Raw genomic sequence first — 16,901 nt, 5'->3', positions numbered from 1 at the left:
CGGGGTTTCCAGGTGCCCATCCCTCTCCTCGATCCGAGACGAGGCGGGTGCGGTGCGGTGGACCTACGGCGTAGTAAGTCGTACGGGGCGTCAGGCGCCCAACCCTCCAAGCCTAAGCCATGGAAGGGCGGGCGCCTGACACGCCCATTGCTTACCGAGAGCTTCGGGAATCCCTAAATGCGGGGATTACCAGGAGCTCTTGGTCACGCCCGGCAGCTCGCCACGGTGAGCCATCTCACGAAGGCACACGCGGCACAGGCCGAACTTGCGGTACACGGAGTGCGGACGGCCGCAGCGCTGGCAGCGCGTGTAGCCACGCACACCGAACTTGGGCTTGCGAGCAGCCTTGGCAATCAGAGCCTTCTTCGCCATCTCGCTCACGCCTCCTTGAACGGGAAGCCGAGGTGACGAAGGAGCGCGCGGCCCTCAGCGTCGTTGGTCGCCGTGGTGACCACGGTGATGTCCATACCCCGGGTACGGTCGATCTTGTCCTGGTCGATCTCGTGGAACATGACCTGCTCCGTGAGACCGAAGGTGTAGTTGCCACGGCCGTCGAACTGCTTGGGGGACAGACCACGGAAGTCGCGGATGCGCGGAAGCGCGAGCGACAGGGTGCGGTCCAGGAACTCCCACATGCGGTCGCCACGGAGCGTGACGTGGGCACCGATCGGCTGACCCTCACGCAGCTTGAACTGCGCGATGGACTTGCGGGCCTTGGTGACCTGCGGCTTCTGACCGGTGATGGTGGTCAGGTCGCGGATCGCGCCCTCGATCAGCTTCGAGTCACGGGCGGCGTCGCCGACACCCATGTTGACCACGATCTTGATGAGGCCGGGGATCTGCATGACGTTCTCGTACTTGAACTCGTCACGCATCTTGCCCGCGATCTCCTCGCGGTACTTCAGCTTCAGACGCGGAGCAGTGGTGGTAGCCATCAGATGTCCTCACCCGTCCGCTTGGCAACGCGGATCTTGTTGCCTTCGTCGTCGAAGCGGTAACCGACACGCGTGACGACCTTGTTGCCGTCCTTCTCAACGACCAGCTGGACGTTGGAGACGTGGACGGGCGCCTCGGTCGTGACGATGCCGCCGGCCTGCGAACCGCGAGCGGTCGGGCCGGCCTTGGTGTGCTTCTTGACCCGGTTGACACCCTCGACCAGGACACGGTCCTCGCGGGGGAAGGCCGCGATGACCTTGCCCTGCTTGCCCTTGTCCTTACCGGTGATGACCTGGACCAGGTCGCCCTTCTTGATCTTCATGCTTACAGCACCTCCGGAGCCAGCGAGATGATCTTCATGAACTTCTTCTCGCGCAGCTCACGGCCGACCGGGCCGAAGATACGGGTGCCACGAGGGTCGCCGTCGTTCTTCAGAATGACAGCGGCGTTCTCGTCGAAGCGGATGTACGAGCCGTCCGGACGGCGGCGCTCCTTGACGGTGCGAACGATGACCGCCTTGATGACGTCACCCTTCTTCACGTTGCCGCCGGGGATCGCGTCCTTGACGGTGGCGACGATGACGTCACCGATGCCCGCGTAGCGGCGACCGGAGCCACCGAGCACACGGATGCAAAGGATCTCCTTCGCACCAGTGTTGTCGGCGACACGCAGTCGCGACTCCTGCTGGATCACGTCTATCTCCTGTTTGTCTGCCGGTTCCCGGCAGGGGTCCGGTCAACGGACCCCTGCCGAGCCTGGCGGAACTGTCCTGCGGGGTTTGCCCCGCAGGCGTTTCCTACGGAATTCGCTTGCGCGAATTACCTACTTGGCCTTCTCGAGGATCTCGACGATGCGCCACCGCTTCGTGGCGGACAGCGGCCGGGTCTCCATGAGGAGGACACGGTCGCCGACGCCTGCGGCGTTCTGCTCGTCGTGCGCCTTGAGCTTGTTCGTACGGCGGATGACCTTGCCGTACAGGGCGTGCTTGACGCGGTCCTCGACGGCGACGACGACGGTCTTGTCCATCTTGTCGCTGACGACGAGACCCTCACGGGTCTTGCGGAAGGTGCCGCGCGCCTCGGTGTTCTCAGTCACGTTGCTCTCGCTCATCAGGCGCTCTCCACCGTCTCGATGCCCAGCTCGCGCTCACGCATCAGGGTGTAGATCCGCGCGATGTCCTTGCGGACGGCCTTGAGCCGACCGTGGTTCTCGAGCTGACCAGTCGCCGCCTGGAAGCGGAGGTTGAACAGCTCTTCCTTGGCCTCGCGGAGCTTGTTCAGCAGCTCCTCGTTGCCCAGCTCGCGCAGCTCGGACGCCTTGGTACCGGCCGACATCACGCTTCACCTGCCTCGCGCTTGACGATCCGGCACTTCATCGGCAGCTTGTGGGCTGCGCGAGTCAGGGCCTCACGGGCGATCTTCTCGTTGGGGTAGGACAGCTCGAACATGACCCGGCCCGGGTGCACGTTCGCGATCCACCACTCCGGAGAACCCTTACCGGAACCCATGCGGGTCTCGGCAGGCTTCTTCGTGAGCGGACGGTCCGGGTAGATGTTGATCCAGACCTTGCCGCCACGCTTGATGTGGCGGGTCATCGCGATACGAGCGGCCTCGATCTGGCGGTTGGTCACGTACGCCGGCGTGAGGGCCTGGATGCCGTACTCGCCGAACGCGACCGTGGTACCGCCCTTGGCCTCACCACGACGCTTCGGGTGGTGCTGCTTGCGGTGCTTGACCCTACGGGGGATCAGCATGTCGGTCAGGCCTCCGTTCCGGTGCTCTCAGCAGCCGGAGCGGCGGCGGCCTCGGCCTGGGGGGCCTCGGCAGCGGGAGCCTGCTGCGGCTTGCGACCGCGCCGCTCGCCACCACGGCCACCACGGGCCGGGCGGTCACCAGCGCCACCGCCACGGGCCGGGCGGTTGCCGGCGCGGGCTGCGGCGTTCTCGGCGCGGACCTCGGCGATGTTCTTGACGTCGCCCTTGTAGATCCAGACCTTCACACCGATGCGGCCGAAGGTCGTCTTGGCCTCGAAGAAGCCGTAGTCCACGTTCGCGCGGAGCGTGTGCAGGGGCACACGGCCCTCGCGGTAGAACTCCGAGCGGGACATCTCGGCGCCGCCGAGGCGGCCACCGCACTGGATCTTGATGCCCTTGGCGCCGGCCTTCATCGCCGACTGCATGCTCTTACGCATGGCGCGGCGGAAGGAGACGCGGGAGGAGAGCTGCTCGGCGACGGCCTGAGCAACCAGCTGAGCGTCCGTCTCGGGGTTCTTGACCTCGAGGATGTTCAGCTGGACCTGCTTGCCCGTGAGCTTCTCGAGGTCACCGCGGATGCGGTCGGCCTCGGCGCCACGGCGGCCGATGACGATGCCCGGACGCGCGGTGTGGATGTCCACACGCACACGGTCACGGGTGCGCTCGATCTCCACCTTCGAGATGCCGGCGCGCTCCATGCCGGACGTCATCATCCGACGGATGGCGACGTCTTCCTTGACGTAGTCCTTGTACAGCTTGTCGGCGTACCACCGGGACTTGAAGTCCGTGGTGACACCGAGCCGGAACCCATGCGGGTTAACCTTCTGGCCCATTACCGGGTTCCTTCCTTGCTGCTGACGACCACGGTGATGTGGCTGGTCCGCTTGCGGATCCGGTAGGCACGGCCCTGGGCACGCGGCCGGAACCGCTTCAGGGTCGGGCCCTCGTCGACGTACGCCTCGGAGATGAAGAGGCTGTCGGCGTCGGTGTGGTCGTAGTTGTGCGCGGCGTTGGCGATGGCGCTGTCGAGCACCTTGCCGACCGGCACGGAGGCTGCCTGCGGAGCGAATCGCAGAACAGCCTGAGCCTCCGTGGCATCCATGCCACGGATAAGGTCCACCACGCGGCGGGCCTTCATGGGCGTAACGCGGATGTACCGCGCCTGGGCCCTGGCTTCCATGGTTGTCCCTCTCAGTTACTTACGTGTCTGAATGCGATCCGCTACTAGCGGCGCTTCGACTTCCGGTCGTCCTTGACGTGGCCCCGGAAGGTGCGGGTCGGCGAGAACTCGCCGAGCTTGTGACCGACCATCGACTCGGTGACGAACACCGGGATGTGGGTCTTGCCGTTGTGCACCGCGAGCGTGTGGCCCAGCATGGCCGGGACGATCATGGAGCGACGGGACCAGGTCTTGATGACGTTCTTGGTGCCGGCTTCGTTCTGGGCGTCCACCTTCTTGATCAGGTGGTCGTCTACGAAGGGCCCCTTCTTCAAGCTACGAGGCATCTCAACCAGTCCTTAACGCTTCTTGTTCGTCTTGCGGCGGCGGACGATGTACTTGTTCGACGCCTTCTTGGGCGAACGAGTACGACCTTCCTTCTTGCCCCACGGGGAGACGGGGTGACGACCACCGGACGTCCGGCCCTCACCACCACCGTGCGGGTGGTCGACCGGGTTCATGACGACACCACGGACGGTCGGGCGAACGCCCAGCCACCGCTTGCGGCCGGCCTTGCCCCAGTTGATGTTCGACTGCTCGGCGTTGCCGACCTCACCGACGGTGGCGCGGCAGCGCGCGTCCACCATGCGGATCTCGCCGGACGGCATACGGAGGGTCGCCATGGCACCCTCACGCGCCAGCAGCTGCACCGAGGCACCCGCGGAGCGGGCGAACTTGGCGCCGCCACCGGGACGGAGCTCGATCGCGTGGATCGTGGTACCGACCGGGATGTTGCGGAGGGCCAGGTTGTTGCCCGGCTTGATGTCGGCCCCGGGACCGTTCTCCACGGTGTCGCCCTGCTGCAGGTTGCGCGGGGCGAGGATGTAGCGCTTCTCGCCGTCCGCGTAGTGCAGCAGCGCGATGCGCGCGGTGCGGTTGGGGTCGTACTCGATGTGCGCGACCTTCGCCGGCACGCCGTCCTTGTCGTGACGACGGAAGTCGATCACTCGGTAGGCGCGCTTGTGTCCGCCACCCTGGTGGCGAACGGTCACACGACCGGCGTTGTTACGGCCGCCCTTGCTGTGCAGCGGGCGGACCAGCGACTTCTCCGGCGTGGACCGCGTGACCTCGACGAAGTCGGCGACGCTGGCGCCACGACGGCCCGGCGTAGTCGGCTTGTACTTGCGGATTCCCATTTCTCAGTCCTCGTCCGATATCGGACGATCCGACCCGCTTACGCGGACGGACCGCCGAAGATGTCGATACGGTCGCCCTCGGCGAGGGTCACGATCGCGCGCTTGGAGCCCGCGCGCTGACCGAAACCGGTCTTGGTGCGCTTGCGCTTGCCCTGGCGGTTGAGGGTGTTGACCCCGGTGACCTTGACGTCGAAGACCGCCTGGACGGCCTGCTTGATCTGGGTCTTGTTGGCGCCCGGGGCGACGACGAAGGTGTACTTGCCCTCGTCGAGCAGCGCGTAGCTCTTCTCCGAGACGACCGGCTTGAGCAGCACGTCACGGTGGTCCGTGAAGGACTTGCTCAGCGGGGTCTCGACGGTGTTCTTGCCCTCGGCGGCGTGGCGACGCGCCTTGGCGACGCGCGCGGCCTTGGCGGCCTTGGCGGCCTTCGAGGCAATGCTCGGGTGACGGATGGCCATCAGACCTCGGTCCCTTCGGTGTCGTTGGCCTTCGGGCCGGCGACGAAGGACTCGAGAGCGGCCTGGGTGAAGACCACGTCGTCCGAGACGATCACGTCGTACGTGTTCAGCTGGCCCGGCTCCAGGATGTGGACCTGGGGCAGGTTGCGGGCGGACAGCCACGCGGCCTCGTCGGCGCGGTCGACGACCAGGAGCAGGTTCTTGCGCTCCGAGATCTTGCCGAACAGCGTGCGAGCGGCCTTGGTGCTGGGGGTCTCGCCCTCGATCACGCCGGTGACGACGTGGATGCGGTTGTGACGCGCCCGGTCGGTGAGGGCGTGACGCAGAGCGGCAGCCTTCATCTTCTTCGGGGTGCGCTGCGAGTAGTCACGCGGCTGCGGGCCGTGGACGACGCCACCGCCGGCGAACTGCGGCGCACGGGTCGAGCCCTGACGGGCGCGGCCGGTGCCCTTCTGGCGGTAAGGCTTCTTGCCACCACCACGGACCTCGCCACGGGTCTTCGTCTTGTGCGTGCCCTGACGGGCAGCGGCGTTCTGCGCGACGACGACCTGGTGGATCAGCGGGATGCTGACCTTCTCCACGCCGAAGATCTCCGCGGGGAGCTCGACGCTACCGGTCTTCTCGCCGGCAGGCGAAAGGATGTCAACAGTGCTCATCGGTTACCTCAGGCCCCCTTGGCCGCGGTGCGGACCAGGACGAGGCCGCCGTTCGGACCGGGAACCGCGCCCTTGATGAGCAGCAGACCCTTCTCCGCGTCAACGGCGTGGACGGTCAGGTTCTGGGTGGTGACCCGCTCGTTGCCCATGCGACCCGCCATGCGGAGGCCCTTGAACACGCGGCCCGGGGTGGCGCAGCCACCGATGGAACCGGGCGAGCGGTGCTTGCGCTGGGTGCCGTGACCGGCGCCGAGGCCCTTGAAGTTGTGACGCTTCATGACACCGGCGAAGCCCTTGCCCTTGCTCTTGCCGGTGACGTCGACCTTCACGCCGGCCTCGAAGACCTCGGCGGTGACTTCCTGACCGAGCGTGTACTCGGCGGCGTCGGCCGTCCGGATCTCGACGAGGTGACGACGGGGGGTGACGTCGGCCTTCGCGAAGTGGCCCTTGAGGGGCTTGTTCACCTTGCGCGGGTCGATCTCGCCGAAGGCGATCTGGACCGACTCGTAGCCGTCGACGTCGTTGGTACGGACCTGGGTGACGACATTGGGGCCGGCCTTGACGACGGTGACCGGAACAACACGGTTGTTCTCGTCCCACACCTGCGTCATGCCGAGCTTCTCGCCCAGGATGCCCTTGATCTGCTTAGCCATTCTCAGATCACCGGCCCTCAGAGCTTGATCTCGATGTCGACACCGGCCGGGAGGTCGAGTCGCATCAGGGAGTCAACGGTCTTGGGGGTCGGGTCGAGGATGTCGATCAGGCGCTTGTGCGTGCGCATCTCGAAGTGCTCGCGCGAGTCCTTGTACTTGTGCGGCGACTTGATGACGCAGTACACGTTCTTCTCAGTGGGCAGCGGCACCGGGCCCGCGACCGACGCACCAGTGCGGGTCACCGTCTCGACGATCTTCTTCGCCGAGGAGTCGATGACCTCGTGGTCGTAGGCCTTGAGCCGGATGCGGATCTTCTGTCCCGCCATGGCTACTCAGTAGTCCTGTCTCTGTCAACGCTCTGGAACCCGGCGGATTCCTTCTGCTGCCTTCGTTCCTCCGACCCACGCGGTCGGGCGTGTCGCGCTCCCGCTGACACAGATGCCCCTTGTTCGAACATCCCTGCGGGGAATGCACACGGCCCTTCCGGAACCGCAAGCCGGGGGCGGAAGGCCCACCGGGCGCCTGGCCGGTGCCGCACCTTGCTTCCCGAAAGATTCCCGTACGTCCGTCCCAGTGCTGCCGTAACGGCAGTTAGGACGACGAGTACTGTGGGACTCGCTTTCGGTCCTCCCGGCGGGAGGCGCGCAGCATCAACACTCGACCGAGCAACCCCGCTAGTCTGCCATACGGGACAGGGGGCTGGCCAATCGAGCCGGAGAGAATACCCCCAGGGTGACGTAGGTCAAACACAGGCCCGAGCATCGACGGGGCGACTGGTTGCGCTGCTGTCCCGTCCTGTTGCGGCTCAGAGTCCCCACGGATCGGGATGCGCGGCGGACGCCGGGTCCGGGGACCACAGCAGGCGGGCCTCCAGGTCGTCGCCGAGGATCTCACCGAGCAGCTCGCGCATCCACCCGGTCCAGCACACCGCGACGGGAAACTGCGGGACCCGGAACGCCGGCAACTCGGCGGGCACCGCCTCCGGACGGAAGACCATCCGCTTCATCTCTCCGGTGGCCTTCTTCGGCTGAGCCGATCTGCGGGTGTCCACGCAGTCCACGACGGGCTCCACCACGTACAGCACGTAGTCGTCCGGCCCGGGGCCCGGTGTGCGCACGGGGACCATACGGCCGGCCCGCTCCAGACGCGCCTGCCCGACCCGCTCCACGAGGCCTCGGCTCAGCATCGGGGCGCCCGGATAGTCGGAGGCGAAGTCGGCCTTGCGCGCCTTGGGGTCGCCGGTCCACTCGGCCTCGAACACCTCCGGCAGCTCGACCTTCGGTCCCTGGAACTGCCGGCGCTTGAGATCGATCAACGAGTCGCCCAGGCGCAGCGTCCTCAGGTTCCGCGTGCCGGCGAGGAGGCGGTACACGGCGGAGGGCGCCGGCGCGGAGGCCGGTTCAGACGTCATGGAGTCATCCTTACGCGGTCCAGTAGGCGGTACTCGGCACGGTGTGCGTGACACCGGCCAGTTCGCCCTCGATCTGCCGCCCCACGCTCCGCAGTTCGCGGCGCAGAACGGTACGGATGGCCCGGTCCCCGAATCCGCGCGCGACACGGTCGGCGACCACGTTGTGGAGATGGGCGTCGAGACGGCCCAGGAACCGGTCGGTGTGGGTGAAGTTGTGCGGCCGGGGATGGCCGAGCGCGATGCCGTTGGCCGCGTCGTTCACGTCGACCTTGTACTTCGACAGGAGGGCTCTCATCCCGGGGCCGCCCGAGCGGTTGAAGCCCGAGGGGACGATGTGGGCCGCCGCCTGGCCCGGGTTGACGAGCCGGCCCTCCCGGACCATGTTCTCCCGCAGGATCTGGGAGCAGGATTTCAGGCCCAGGTAGTCCACCCGGACCAGCGGGTTGATCACGTACCCGTGCGGCCGCGGGCCTGCCTCCGTGCCCAGCGGGTCGGGGCTGACGTACACACCGGCCGCCGGGTCGTAGTGCCGGAAGCAGTTGTAGTGAAGGCCGGTCTCGGGGTCCTCGTACTGGCCGGGGAAGCGCAAGGGGGTGCCGGTCCCGGCGGCGGCATCGGTACGCGTGAGTCCCCAGAGCGTGGCCTGTGCCCGCCAGACGGTTTCCCCGTCCGGGTCCACCAACTCGGTCGGGGTGCCCACCAGGTCCGTGACGACGGCGTAGAAGCGCCGGTCGACCTCGTCCTGGGAGAGCGCGTCCGCCCTGCGGTGCTCCGACTGCGTCAGAGGCCTCATGTCGTCGCGTTCCCAGGTGAGCGTGATGTCGTCGTCCGCCGTCCGGGTGGTCTGCTCCACGAGATGCGGACCGTCCCACACGAAGCGGGTCTCCTCCACCGGGGTCTCTCCGTCCGGTCCCAGCCGGATTTTCGCGACCCGCCGGCCGAGCGCGTCGTACAGATAGCGCCAGCGGGTGCCGTCGGGGGTGGTGCAGGCGACGAGCCGGTCCTCGGCGTCCCAGCCGTAACGCCACAGGTCGGGTTTTCGGGACAGCCGGGTCCTGCGCCGCAGTACGACCCTGCCCGCGGCGTCGTACTCGTAGTGCAGGGCGCCGGCCCGGACCACTCGTCCGCCCGTATGGACCCGGTCGCCACGGGCCTCCGGTTCGGGCCGGCCGTCCGGCCAGTCGGCTCGGGTGATGCCGCCGGCCGCGTCGTAGGCGTACGCCTCGGCCCAGGTCTCGGCCCGGACGTCGGTGACCCGGCCCGACGGGTCCAGGCCGAAGGAACTCCGGCCGAGAAACCGGTCCTGCACCGCGGTGAGGTTGCCGTCGGCCGCGTACACGTAGGAACGCCGCAGTGCCGGCTCGGCGGAGCCGCGGAGTGTCAGGCTCTGCTCCGCGAGACGGTCGCCCGTGTTCCAGCCGAAGGAGAGCGCCCAGTCGCTGTCGAGCCGACGCGTGATCTCCCGGCCGGTCGGGTCGTACGCACAGGTCAGGACATGGCCCTCGGTGCTCAGGGCGACCCGGTTCCCGGCCGGGTCGTAGGAGTACGTCGTCACGACCCCGGCCGGTGTGGTGCGCCGTACGGGACGGTGGAGCACGTCGTACGCCGTGGTGAGTTCACGTCCGTCCACGGCCTCGCCGACGATGTCGCCCGCGCGGTCGTAGCGCAGTGTGAGGCTGCTGACCGGCCCGGTGGCCTCGGTGAGCCGCCCGGCACCGTCGTGGCGGTAGACGGTGACCAGGCCGTCCACCGTCTTCTCGGTCTGGTTGCCCACCGCGTCGTAGCCGAACCGGACGGTCTGGCCCACGGCGTTGGTGCGGCCGACGAGCTGCCCCGCCGCGTCGTACGCGTAGCCGACGGTACGACCGGCGAAGTCGGACTCGCGCACCAGGTTGCCGGCCGCGTCGAAGGCGTAGTCCCAGGTGCGGCCGTCCGGGTCGACGACCTGGGTGAGGCGCAGTTCGCTGTCGTAGCGGAAGGCGTATCGCGCGCCGTCCGGCGTGATGCGCGCGGAGAGCATGTCGAACCCGCCGTACTCGAACCGGGTGGTCCGGCCCAGTGCGTCGCTGTGGGCGATGCGATTGCCCTCCGCGTCGTGGGTCCAGGTCTCGCGGGCTCCGTCCGCGGTGGTCCGTGAGGTGAGAAGGCCTTCGACGGTCCAGGTCTGGCGGGTCGTCCTGCCCAGCGGGTCGACGATCTCCGTGTTGTGCCCGAGGGCGTCGTAGCGCAGCAGGGTCTGCGCGCCGAGCGGGTCGGTCACGCGTACCGGTTGGCCCGCCGCGTTGTTCTCGAACCGGGTCACCGCTCCCAGGGCGTCCTCCACCGAGACCACGGCCCCCGTCCGGTCGCGCGTGAAGCGGGTGGTCCCTCCGCCGGGCTCCGTGAGGGTCAGGCAGTTGCCCCGCGCATCCCATTCCTGCCGGCTCGCCGTACCGTCGTAGTCCGTGATCTCGACGGGCCGGCCCTGGTCGTCGTACCGGGCGGTGGAGGCACGCCCGTCGGGCAGCCGGACGGCGAGGAGGCGTCCTGCGTCGTCCCAGTCCATGGTCATGGTGCGGCCCAGGGCGTCCGTTCGGGACAGCATCTGGTCGCGAGCGCTCCACTCGTGGCGGACGGTGTGGCCGAGAGGGTTGGTCTCGGAGATCATCTGGTACACGTCGTTGAACTGGTAGCGCGTGGCGTTCCCGAGCGAATCGACGGCGACCGTGCGCCGCGCCTCCTCGTCGTACTCGAAGGTGTAGTCGAGGATGCCGTCGATGCCGCGCACGGCGACACACCGTCCGGCCCCGTCGTACGTGTACCGGTACCACGCGCCGTTGCGGTCCTCCCAGCCCGTGACCCTGTGGTCGGCGTCGTATTCGAGTCTCAGGGGAAGCCGGTTGGAGTCCGAGGCCTCGACGAGGTCCCCGTGCCGGTCGTAGACGTAACGGGCGAGGCTCGGCCGGTCGGGGTGACCGGCGAGCGTCAGGTCGGTGACGCGTCCTTCCGTGCAGGTCACGTCGATGCGGTAACCACCGTGATGAACGATCTCGGCGGGCAGCCCCCGCGCGTACCGCAGCGTGATCGTGTTCTCGTTGCGGTCGCTGATGACGGCCAGCGGCACCTCGTCCGCGGCGGTACCGGGCTGGGGGCGGAAGCAGAGGGTACGACCGCTGTCGCGCTGCTCCAGCGTGAACGCGCCCGCGTCCGCCTCGTCCACGCTCAGCGGCCACTGCGGGCCCGCGACCGGAAGGACGGGGACGTCGGGATCGGGCATCGGGTAGTGCAGGATCATGCCGTCGGCGCAGACGAACCGCACACCGGAGGAGTCGAGCAGCAGCCGCTGATCGAGCGTGCTGGTCCAGGCGGAGCCGAAGAGCTTCCCGGTCACCATGCCCGTGCGATGGCTGCGCTCCAGGAGCAGCGGGAGGGCTCCGTCGAGGGAGACGTCCGTCTCGTGCATGACCATCTGTCCCGTGGCCATGTCGATCGGGTCACCGCAGGTGAAGAGCTTCTTCATCGGCCGGCCGAGCTCGCGGGCGCTCCTGCCGAACCCCTTCACGCCCAGCGCCATGCCCTTGAGCCCGGTCTTGCCGAAAGTCCGCAGTCCCTTGAGGCCCTTGGCGAGTTTGCCGAGGCTGGTGATGCCCTTGCCGCCGGGTATGCAGTCCAGGGCCGCGAACGCGACATCCCATAGCGAGGCCTGGCCTTTGGAGTATTTGTAGAGGGTGTCCGCGAGCACCACGAGCGCGGCCACCAGCACGATCGCGCCGAGGATCGGCCCGCCGATGATCATCGCGATGATCCCGACGACCGCGACGACGACCTTGCAGACCGTGACGATCGTGTCCCAGTTGTCCTCGAACCAGTGACCCACGTCCTGCCACCAGTGCCGGTTCGGTATCCCCGCGTCGGACGCCTCGTCGATCTTCCGCTTCGCCTCACCCGCCGCGTCGTCGCGCATCCTCCGCGCGTCCTCGGCCATCTTCTTCGCCGCGTCGAGAGCACTCTGCGCGCTCGTGACGTCCGACTGCGCCGCGGTATGCGCCGACTTCGCGTTCTGCACGTCCCGGGTCGCCGCCCGCACCTTGCCCTCGTCCGGCTTCTCGGCGCTCTTGCTGCCGGTGGGGTCGTCCTTGTACTTGTCGGCTTCCTTCCCGGCCCGCGTCACCCACGAATCGGCCGAGGAGAGCCGCGACTTCGCCGACGACAGGTCGGACTGCGCGTCCTTCGCCTTGACGAGCGCCCGGTCCGCCAGCGCCTGCGCCCGCTCCAGCTTCGGCCAGTAGTCCGCCAGCGCGTCCCCGCACAGCTCGTAGGACTTCTTCAGCTTCTTCAGGTTCTTCGGGACGTCCTTGAACTGCTCCTTGAACACCTCGGCGGACTTGCCCGCCCATTGCAGGAGAGTGTCCTCGCCGGCCATGCCCTTGACCAGGCGCAGGGCGTCGGAGACATCGTCGGCGAAACCGTGCAGCTGGGAGGCGAGGGTACGGACCCGCTGCGGATCCCCCGGCGTCGGGTCCCGGTCGAGATCGAGTGGATGCCAGTCCGCCGGCCGATAACCCGCCATGTCCCGCAACCCCCGTCGCGTACGCCCCGTCAACAAGCCTGTGCGCAAGCGAACTTACAAGGAACGTGCGTTCGGGGTGAAGCCCGGCGGCGGTGCTCAGGTGCCGAGCGTCCGCCGGCCGGCGCGAGCAACCCCTGTCCGGTCGCCCACCGCGAGGGTTCAGTCCGCGAAGCGGAACGTCGACGTGATCGCGTCGAAGATGTCGAAGAAGGAGTCCGCCAGGTCCAGGACCTGGCTGCTGCCGGCGACCAGGGCGACCTTGCCCTCCTGGCCGGGGGCCGGGATGAACGTCTGCATCAGGACCGCGCGGATCGTGCGGCCCAGGCTGTCCTCGGGGACCGGGATGTCCTCGATGCCGTAGGTGCGCGCGGCGGGGCCGACGCCGGGTATGTCGACGGTGGTCACCTTGCGCCAGGAGTCGCCCTCGCGGTGCGCCTCCTTCGGCGCGAGCTGGGCGGCGATGGCGGCCGGGTCGTTGGAGAGCGGCGCGCCCTCGCGGGTGCGGCCGCCGACCAGCGAGACGGTGACCGAGCCGGTGATCGGGGTGTCGCCGCCGAAGCTCTCCGCCATGCAGCCGCAGTACAGCGCGCCCGACTTCCAGGCGTCGGCCGCGGACTTGCGCAGGAAGCCGACGTAGGTGTCCCGGTAGGGGGCCAGCTCCGGGTGCTGGGCGACGCGTTCGCCGACCATCCGCCGGATGGAGTCGTCGCGGGACTCCGGCCGTACGTCGAACTCCCACCACGACTCGGGCACCTTGATCCGGAATCCGCCGCGCTCGATCGTGAGCGTCTCCATGTAGCGGGCCATGGTGTACGTCGTCCCCGTTCCGCTGATCTGATATACGGTGCGGCCAGACTACGAGATGCGCGGACGGGGGACGGTCACGTGGGCACGGGCAAGAGCGACCTGGCGATACCGCTGAGCGAGCTGGAGGACTACGGCCGCAAGCTGCGTTCCATCAAGGAGCGTCTCGACCACACCAAGAAGATGTTCGAGTCCTACCGGGACGACGTCGGCAGCGGCACGGTCTACGACGCGCTCGACGACTTCGAGTCCAACTGGCACGACGGCCGCGAGGACATCACCAAGCAGATCGACTCGCTCGCCGACATGTCCGACACCGTGGTCCGCGAGTTCAAGAAGCTGGACGACGACCTCGCGAAGAAGGCGAAGGACGCGGTACGGCCGGAGGGGCAGCAGCAGGGCGGCGGCGGGCAGCCGAAGGCGGAGTAACGCCGAGCGGGCCGTAAAACCGGAGTTCCACCGCCCTGCCCTCCGGCTGTGCCAGGTCGCGCACTTTCTTCGGATACCGAACGCGGTCCACGTCCTCTTTCATCGGGGAAAGCGGTCCGTCCGCGCGCGGTACTTCGTCGGCGCGGTCCGGATATTCCGGCCGGGGAATGCGTTTCCCGCCCTCGGTCCTGTAGACCATGTCCCCGCCGTAGCCGACCGTCTACCCGAACCCGGCGGCCCGCAGCCCCGCCGCCTCCCGCCTCAGCTTCAACCGACGCCCGGCCGTGGCGATCACCGCGACGCCCCACTCGCCGTCGGGACCCACCTCCCAGCCGGGCGCGCCCGCCCCGCTCCCCGGACGGCCCGTCGCGCTGTCCACACTCGTCCCGCACCCTCCGGCCGCGCGGCCACACTCCACCGCACGTCGCGCGTCGGACACGCGCGAGCACATCGAGTGACGGGAATCGGGAGATCTCCACCCTCCGCGGAATGCCGTCCCACACCAGGAAAAAGGAAAGGTTAATTCCAGGTGTTTCGTAATGACCGGCGACCGGATAGCAGTTCGAATCGCTCTCCGGGCAGGCCTTACGGAACATTTCCGGACCCTGTGACAATTTCTGGCCATGGCTTTACCATCGCCCAATGCGTATTTCCGAGGTCGAAGCAGCCAATGCCCGCATGCTGGCCCACGCACCATCGGTCCGGCCCGCCGCCACCGGCGACATCATTCGCGTCCACCGCAAGAAGTTCCCCTACCGCGGCTACGTCGAGATCGACTCGCCGCACTGTCCGCCGTTCATGATGTTCTGCGTGAACGACGACGCGGTCGCCATGGACACCCTGTGGAACGGGGCGTTCGGTTACGAGCCCGGCACCCTCGCCACCTGGGCCCGGCTGGCGGCGCGGAGCACCACGATCGCGGATGTCGGCGCCCACGTCGGCTACTTCTCGATGATCGCGGCGCACGCCAACCCGAAGGCGAAGGTTCACTCCTTCGAGCCGGTCGACCAGATCCACTCCCGGCTCTCGGTGAACGTCCGCTCGAACGGCGTCCAGAACGTCAAGCTCTACCAGGCCGGCGTCTCCAGCGAGCCGGGCTGGGCCGACATCAGCGTCCGGTTCTCCGGGAACCTGCTGTCCACCGGTTCGACCCTGGAGGGCGCGGCCCCCGACGCCCAGCTCAAGCGCATCCAACTCGTCACGCTCGACGAGGTGTTCGCCGACACCAAGCTGGACCTCGTGAAGATCGACGTGGAGGGCCACGAGATGTCGGTGCTGCGCGGGGCCCGCCAGGTGCTCAAGCGCGACCGCCCGTTCCTGGTCATCGAGGCTCTGGTCGACGCTTCCCTGGACGAGCTCGTCGCCGAGTTCGAGCCGCTCGGCTACGACGCGCACTGGATCACGGAGGCCGACGGCACGCCGGTGCACTGGCGCGAGCCCCGGCCGTTCCACACCCGGAACCTGCTCTTCGCCCCGCGGGGCTGAAGGCCGGCCGGGGGGGCCGGCCTTACGGCGAAGGGGCCCGTACGACCGAAGTCGTACGGGCCCCTTCAGACAACCGGGTCAGCCCTCGCGGGCCGAGATCACTTGTTGATCTTGGTGACCTGGCCGGCGCCCACCGTGCGACCACCCTCACGGATGGCGAACTTCAGGCCCTCCTCCATGGCGATGGGCTGGATCAGCTCCACCTTCATGTCGGTGTTGTCGCCCGGCATGACCATCTCGGTGCCCTCGGGGAGGGTCACGACGCCGGTCACGTCCGTGGTACGGAAGTAGAACTGCGGGCGGTAGTTGTTGAAGAACGGCGTGTGACGGCCACCCTCGTCCTTGGACAGGATGTACGCGGTCGCCTCGAACTCGGTGTGCGGCGTGACCGAACCGGGCTTGATGATGACCTGGCCGCGCTCGACGTCCTCGCGCTTGATGCCACGGAGGAGCAGACCGACGTTCTCACCGGCCTGGCCCTCGTCGAGCAGCTTGCGGAACATCTCGATGCCGGTGACCGTGGTGGTGGTCTTCTCGGTCTTGATGCCGATGATGTCGACGGTCTCGTTGACCTTGAGGACACCACGCTCGATACGACCGGTGACGACGGTGCCACGACCGGTGATCGTGAAGACGTCCTCGATCGGCATCAGGAACGGCTTGTCGACGTCACGCTCGGGCTCCGGGATGGACTCGTCGACGGCCTTCATCAGGTCGAGGACGGACTGGGTCCACTCGGCGTCGCCCTCGAGGGCCTTGAGCGCGGAGACCTTGACGACCGGCAGGTCGTCGCCCGGGAACTCGTACTCGGAGAGCAGCTCGCGGACCTCGAGCTCGACGAGCTCCAGGATCTCCTCGTCGTCCACCATGTCGGCCTTGTTCAGGGCGACGACGATGTACGGAACGCCGACCTGGCGGGCCAGGAGGACGTGCTCCTTGGTCTGCGGCATCGGGCCGTCGGTGGCGGCCACGACCAGGATCGCGCCATCCATCTGCGCGGCACCCGTGATCATGTTCTTGATGTAGTCCGCGTGACCGGGGCAGTCGACGTGCGCGTAGTGACGCGTCTCCGTCTGGTACTCGACGTGCGCGATGGAGATCGTGATACCGCGCTGACGCTCCTCGGGCGCCTTGTCGATGTTGTCGAACGCGGTCGCCTCGTTCAGGTCCGGGTACGCGTCGTGCAGCACCTTGGTAATGGCGGCCGTGAGGGTCGTCTTACCGTGGTCGATGTGACCGATGGTGCCGATGTTGACGTGCGGCTTAGTCCGCTCGAACTTCGCCTTCGCCACTGGGGTCCTCCTGTGGAGTGGTTCTGTACGCCTTGCGTTCGGCGCCAGGTGATCTTTGCTGTTGGGTCCCGGGCCCCGGGTCGTACCACCGCGAATGCGGAGGAACGACCCGAGAGGCTC

21 protein-coding genes and 1 pseudogene are annotated in these 16,901 nt (G+C 67.9%); 2 read left to right on the top strand and 20 right to left on the bottom strand.

The features are described 5' to 3' along the window. Positions 1-186 precede the first annotated feature (186 nt). The 18 genes from ACFY3I_RS28000 to ACFY3I_RS27915 form a co-directional block, all read right to left on the bottom strand. The gene (locus tag ACFY3I_RS28000) at positions 187-372 is read right to left on the bottom strand and encodes a type Z 30S ribosomal protein S14 (protein ID WP_003948630.1); all 186 of its coding nucleotides are present in this window, start codon (positions 370-372) and stop codon (positions 187-189) included. A 5-nt stretch (positions 373-377) separates the two neighbouring features. Next, positions 378-935, bottom strand: a complete 558-nt coding sequence (gene rplE / locus ACFY3I_RS27995) for a 50S ribosomal protein L5 (protein ID WP_365283725.1) — start codon at positions 933-935, stop codon at positions 378-380. Beyond that, positions 935-1,258, bottom strand: a complete 324-nt coding sequence (gene rplX, locus ACFY3I_RS27990) for a 50S ribosomal protein L24 (protein ID WP_052839850.1) — start codon at positions 1,256-1,258, stop codon at positions 935-937. The genes rplE and rplX overlap by 1 nt, the downstream gene beginning before the upstream one ends. Before the next feature lie 2 nt (positions 1,259-1,260). Further along, positions 1,261-1,629 carry a 50S ribosomal protein L14 gene (gene rplN, locus ACFY3I_RS27985; RefSeq protein WP_003992364.1) on the bottom strand — a complete coding sequence of 123 codons (369 nt, stop codon included), beginning with the start codon at positions 1,627-1,629 and terminating at the stop codon, positions 1,261-1,263. Positions 1,630-1,758: 129 nt separating this feature from the next. Beyond that, a complete protein-coding gene (gene rpsQ / locus ACFY3I_RS27980; RefSeq protein WP_390863649.1) occupies positions 1,759-2,046 on the bottom strand; it encodes a 30S ribosomal protein S17 in 288 nt (95 codons plus the stop codon). After that, the gene (rpmC, locus tag ACFY3I_RS27975) at positions 2,046-2,270 is read right to left on the bottom strand and encodes a 50S ribosomal protein L29 (protein ID WP_010036720.1); all 225 of its coding nucleotides are present in this window, start codon (positions 2,268-2,270) and stop codon (positions 2,046-2,048) included. Before rpmC ends, rpsQ begins: the two co-directional genes overlap by 1 nt. Then, positions 2,270-2,689: a 50S ribosomal protein L16 gene (gene rplP / locus ACFY3I_RS27970; RefSeq protein ID WP_030788270.1), complete on the bottom strand. Its 420-nt coding sequence runs from the start codon at positions 2,687-2,689 to the stop codon at positions 2,270-2,272. The genes rpmC and rplP overlap by 1 nt, the downstream gene beginning before the upstream one ends. Positions 2,690-2,694: 5 nt before the next feature. Beyond that, entirely contained in the window at positions 2,695-3,522 is an 828-nt protein-coding gene (rpsC, locus tag ACFY3I_RS27965; RefSeq protein ID WP_093499641.1) for a 30S ribosomal protein S3, read from the bottom strand. Continuing rightward, a complete protein-coding gene (rplV, locus tag ACFY3I_RS27960; RefSeq protein WP_003974262.1) occupies positions 3,522-3,869 on the bottom strand; it encodes a 50S ribosomal protein L22 in 348 nt (115 codons plus the stop codon). Before rplV ends, rpsC begins: the two co-directional genes overlap by 1 nt. Positions 3,870-3,913: 44 nt before the next feature. After that, on the bottom strand, positions 3,914-4,195 hold the full coding sequence (rpsS, locus tag ACFY3I_RS27955; protein ID WP_003992359.1) for a 30S ribosomal protein S19: 282 nt from the start codon (positions 4,193-4,195) through the stop codon (positions 3,914-3,916). 12 nt (positions 4,196-4,207) lie between these two features. Next, complete coding sequence (gene rplB / locus ACFY3I_RS27950) at positions 4,208-5,044, bottom strand: 50S ribosomal protein L2 (protein WP_041665436.1); 837 nt, start codon at positions 5,042-5,044, stop codon at positions 4,208-4,210. 38 nt (positions 5,045-5,082) lie between these two features. Then, complete coding sequence (gene rplW / locus ACFY3I_RS27945) at positions 5,083-5,502, bottom strand: 50S ribosomal protein L23 (protein WP_365283722.1); 420 nt, start codon at positions 5,500-5,502, stop codon at positions 5,083-5,085. Next, positions 5,502-6,158, bottom strand: a complete 657-nt coding sequence (gene rplD / locus ACFY3I_RS27940; RefSeq protein ID WP_123974799.1) for a 50S ribosomal protein L4 — start codon at positions 6,156-6,158, stop codon at positions 5,502-5,504. The genes rplW and rplD overlap by 1 nt, the downstream gene beginning before the upstream one ends. A gap of 8 nt (positions 6,159-6,166) precedes the next feature. Next, complete coding sequence (gene rplC / locus ACFY3I_RS27935) at positions 6,167-6,811, bottom strand: 50S ribosomal protein L3 (RefSeq protein WP_046732368.1); 645 nt, start codon at positions 6,809-6,811, stop codon at positions 6,167-6,169. Positions 6,812-6,828: 17 nt separating this feature from the next. Next, positions 6,829-7,137 carry a 30S ribosomal protein S10 gene (gene rpsJ / locus ACFY3I_RS27930; protein ID WP_003948644.1) on the bottom strand — a complete coding sequence of 103 codons (309 nt, stop codon included), beginning with the start codon at positions 7,135-7,137 and terminating at the stop codon, positions 6,829-6,831. 479 nt (positions 7,138-7,616) lie between these two features. Further along, the gene (locus tag ACFY3I_RS27925; RefSeq protein WP_390863646.1) at positions 7,617-8,222 is read right to left on the bottom strand and encodes a hypothetical protein; all 606 of its coding nucleotides are present in this window, start codon (positions 8,220-8,222) and stop codon (positions 7,617-7,619) included. Between the two features lie 10 nt (positions 8,223-8,232). Then, on the bottom strand, positions 8,233-12,771 hold the full coding sequence (locus ACFY3I_RS27920; protein WP_390863644.1) for a DUF6531 domain-containing protein: 4,539 nt from the start codon (positions 12,769-12,771) through the stop codon (positions 8,233-8,235). 159 nt (positions 12,772-12,930) lie between these two features. Then, the gene (locus ACFY3I_RS27915; protein ID WP_390863642.1) at positions 12,931-13,578 is read right to left on the bottom strand and encodes a hypothetical protein; all 648 of its coding nucleotides are present in this window, start codon (positions 13,576-13,578) and stop codon (positions 12,931-12,933) included. A gap of 78 nt (positions 13,579-13,656) precedes the next feature. Here ACFY3I_RS27915 and ACFY3I_RS27910 point away from each other — a divergent pair, with 78 nt between their 5' ends. Then, a complete protein-coding gene (locus ACFY3I_RS27910; RefSeq protein ID WP_362640463.1) occupies positions 13,657-14,004 on the top strand; it encodes a hypothetical protein in 348 nt (115 codons plus the stop codon). Here ACFY3I_RS27910 and ACFY3I_RS27905 read toward each other — a convergent pair. Continuing rightward, positions 13,970-14,383, bottom strand: a pseudogene (locus ACFY3I_RS27905) (helix-turn-helix domain-containing protein); the annotation flags it as partial. The gene ACFY3I_RS27910 and the pseudogene ACFY3I_RS27905 overlap by 35 nt on opposite strands. A 263-nt stretch (positions 14,384-14,646) precedes the next feature. Between ACFY3I_RS27905 and ACFY3I_RS27900 the strand changes: the two are divergent. Beyond that, the gene (locus tag ACFY3I_RS27900) at positions 14,647-15,489 is read left to right on the top strand and encodes an FkbM family methyltransferase (protein ID WP_390863640.1); all 843 of its coding nucleotides are present in this window, start codon (positions 14,647-14,649) and stop codon (positions 15,487-15,489) included. A 98-nt stretch (positions 15,490-15,587) separates the two neighbouring features. On the opposite strand, the gene tuf is transcribed toward ACFY3I_RS27900, so the two are convergent. Beyond that, a complete protein-coding gene (tuf, locus tag ACFY3I_RS27895; RefSeq protein ID WP_351693772.1) occupies positions 15,588-16,781 on the bottom strand; it encodes an elongation factor Tu in 1,194 nt (397 codons plus the stop codon). Between the last annotated feature and the right edge of the window lie 120 nt (positions 16,782-16,901).

The organism is Streptomyces sp. NPDC001068, assembly GCF_042897315.1.
Lineage (GTDB): Bacteria > Actinomycetota > Actinomycetes > Streptomycetales > Streptomycetaceae > Streptomyces.
This window is presented reverse-complemented; position numbering and strand designations above follow the sequence as displayed.

Excerpts from the sequence above, each read along its gene's own strand:
- ACFY3I_RS28000 (WP_003948630.1), bottom strand. The coding sequence starts at position 372 with ATGGCGAAGAAGGCTCTGATTGCCAAGGCTGCTCGCAAGCCCAAGTTC.
- rplE (WP_365283725.1), bottom strand. The coding sequence starts at position 935 with ATGGCTACCACCACTGCTCCGCGTCTGAAGCTGAAGTACCGCGAGGAG.
- rplX (WP_052839850.1), bottom strand. The coding sequence starts at position 1,258 with ATGAAGATCAAGAAGGGCGACCTGGTCCAGGTCATCACCGGTAAGGAC.
- rpsQ (WP_390863649.1), bottom strand. The coding sequence starts at position 2,046 with ATGAGCGAGAGCAACGTGACTGAGAACACCGAGGCGCGCGGCACCTTC.
- rpmC (WP_010036720.1), bottom strand. The coding sequence starts at position 2,270 with ATGTCGGCCGGTACCAAGGCGTCCGAGCTGCGCGAGCTGGGCAACGAG.
- rplP (WP_030788270.1), bottom strand. The coding sequence starts at position 2,689 with ATGCTGATCCCCCGTAGGGTCAAGCACCGCAAGCAGCACCACCCGAAG.
- rpsC (WP_093499641.1), bottom strand. The coding sequence starts at position 3,522 with ATGGGCCAGAAGGTTAACCCGCATGGGTTCCGGCTCGGTGTCACCACG.
- rplV (WP_003974262.1), bottom strand. The coding sequence starts at position 3,869 with ATGGAAGCCAGGGCCCAGGCGCGGTACATCCGCGTTACGCCCATGAAG.
- rpsS (WP_003992359.1), bottom strand. The coding sequence starts at position 4,195 with ATGCCTCGTAGCTTGAAGAAGGGGCCCTTCGTAGACGACCACCTGATC.
- rplB (WP_041665436.1), bottom strand. The coding sequence starts at position 5,044 with ATGGGAATCCGCAAGTACAAGCCGACTACGCCGGGCCGTCGTGGCGCC.
- rplW (WP_365283722.1), bottom strand. The coding sequence starts at position 5,502 with ATGGCCATCCGTCACCCGAGCATTGCCTCGAAGGCCGCCAAGGCCGCC.
- rplD (WP_123974799.1), bottom strand. The coding sequence starts at position 6,158 with ATGAGCACTGTTGACATCCTTTCGCCTGCCGGCGAGAAGACCGGTAGC.
- rplC (WP_046732368.1), bottom strand. The coding sequence starts at position 6,811 with ATGGCTAAGCAGATCAAGGGCATCCTGGGCGAGAAGCTCGGCATGACG.
- rpsJ (WP_003948644.1), bottom strand. The coding sequence starts at position 7,137 with ATGGCGGGACAGAAGATCCGCATCCGGCTCAAGGCCTACGACCACGAG.
- ACFY3I_RS27925 (WP_390863646.1), bottom strand. The coding sequence starts at position 8,222 with ATGACGTCTGAACCGGCCTCCGCGCCGGCGCCCTCCGCCGTGTACCGC.
- ACFY3I_RS27920 (WP_390863644.1), bottom strand. The coding sequence starts at position 12,771 with ATGGCGGGTTATCGGCCGGCGGACTGGCATCCACTCGATCTCGACCGG.
- ACFY3I_RS27915 (WP_390863642.1), bottom strand. The coding sequence starts at position 13,578 with ATGGCCCGCTACATGGAGACGCTCACGATCGAGCGCGGCGGATTCCGG.
- ACFY3I_RS27900 (WP_390863640.1), top strand. The coding sequence starts at position 14,647 with ATGCGTATTTCCGAGGTCGAAGCAGCCAATGCCCGCATGCTGGCCCAC.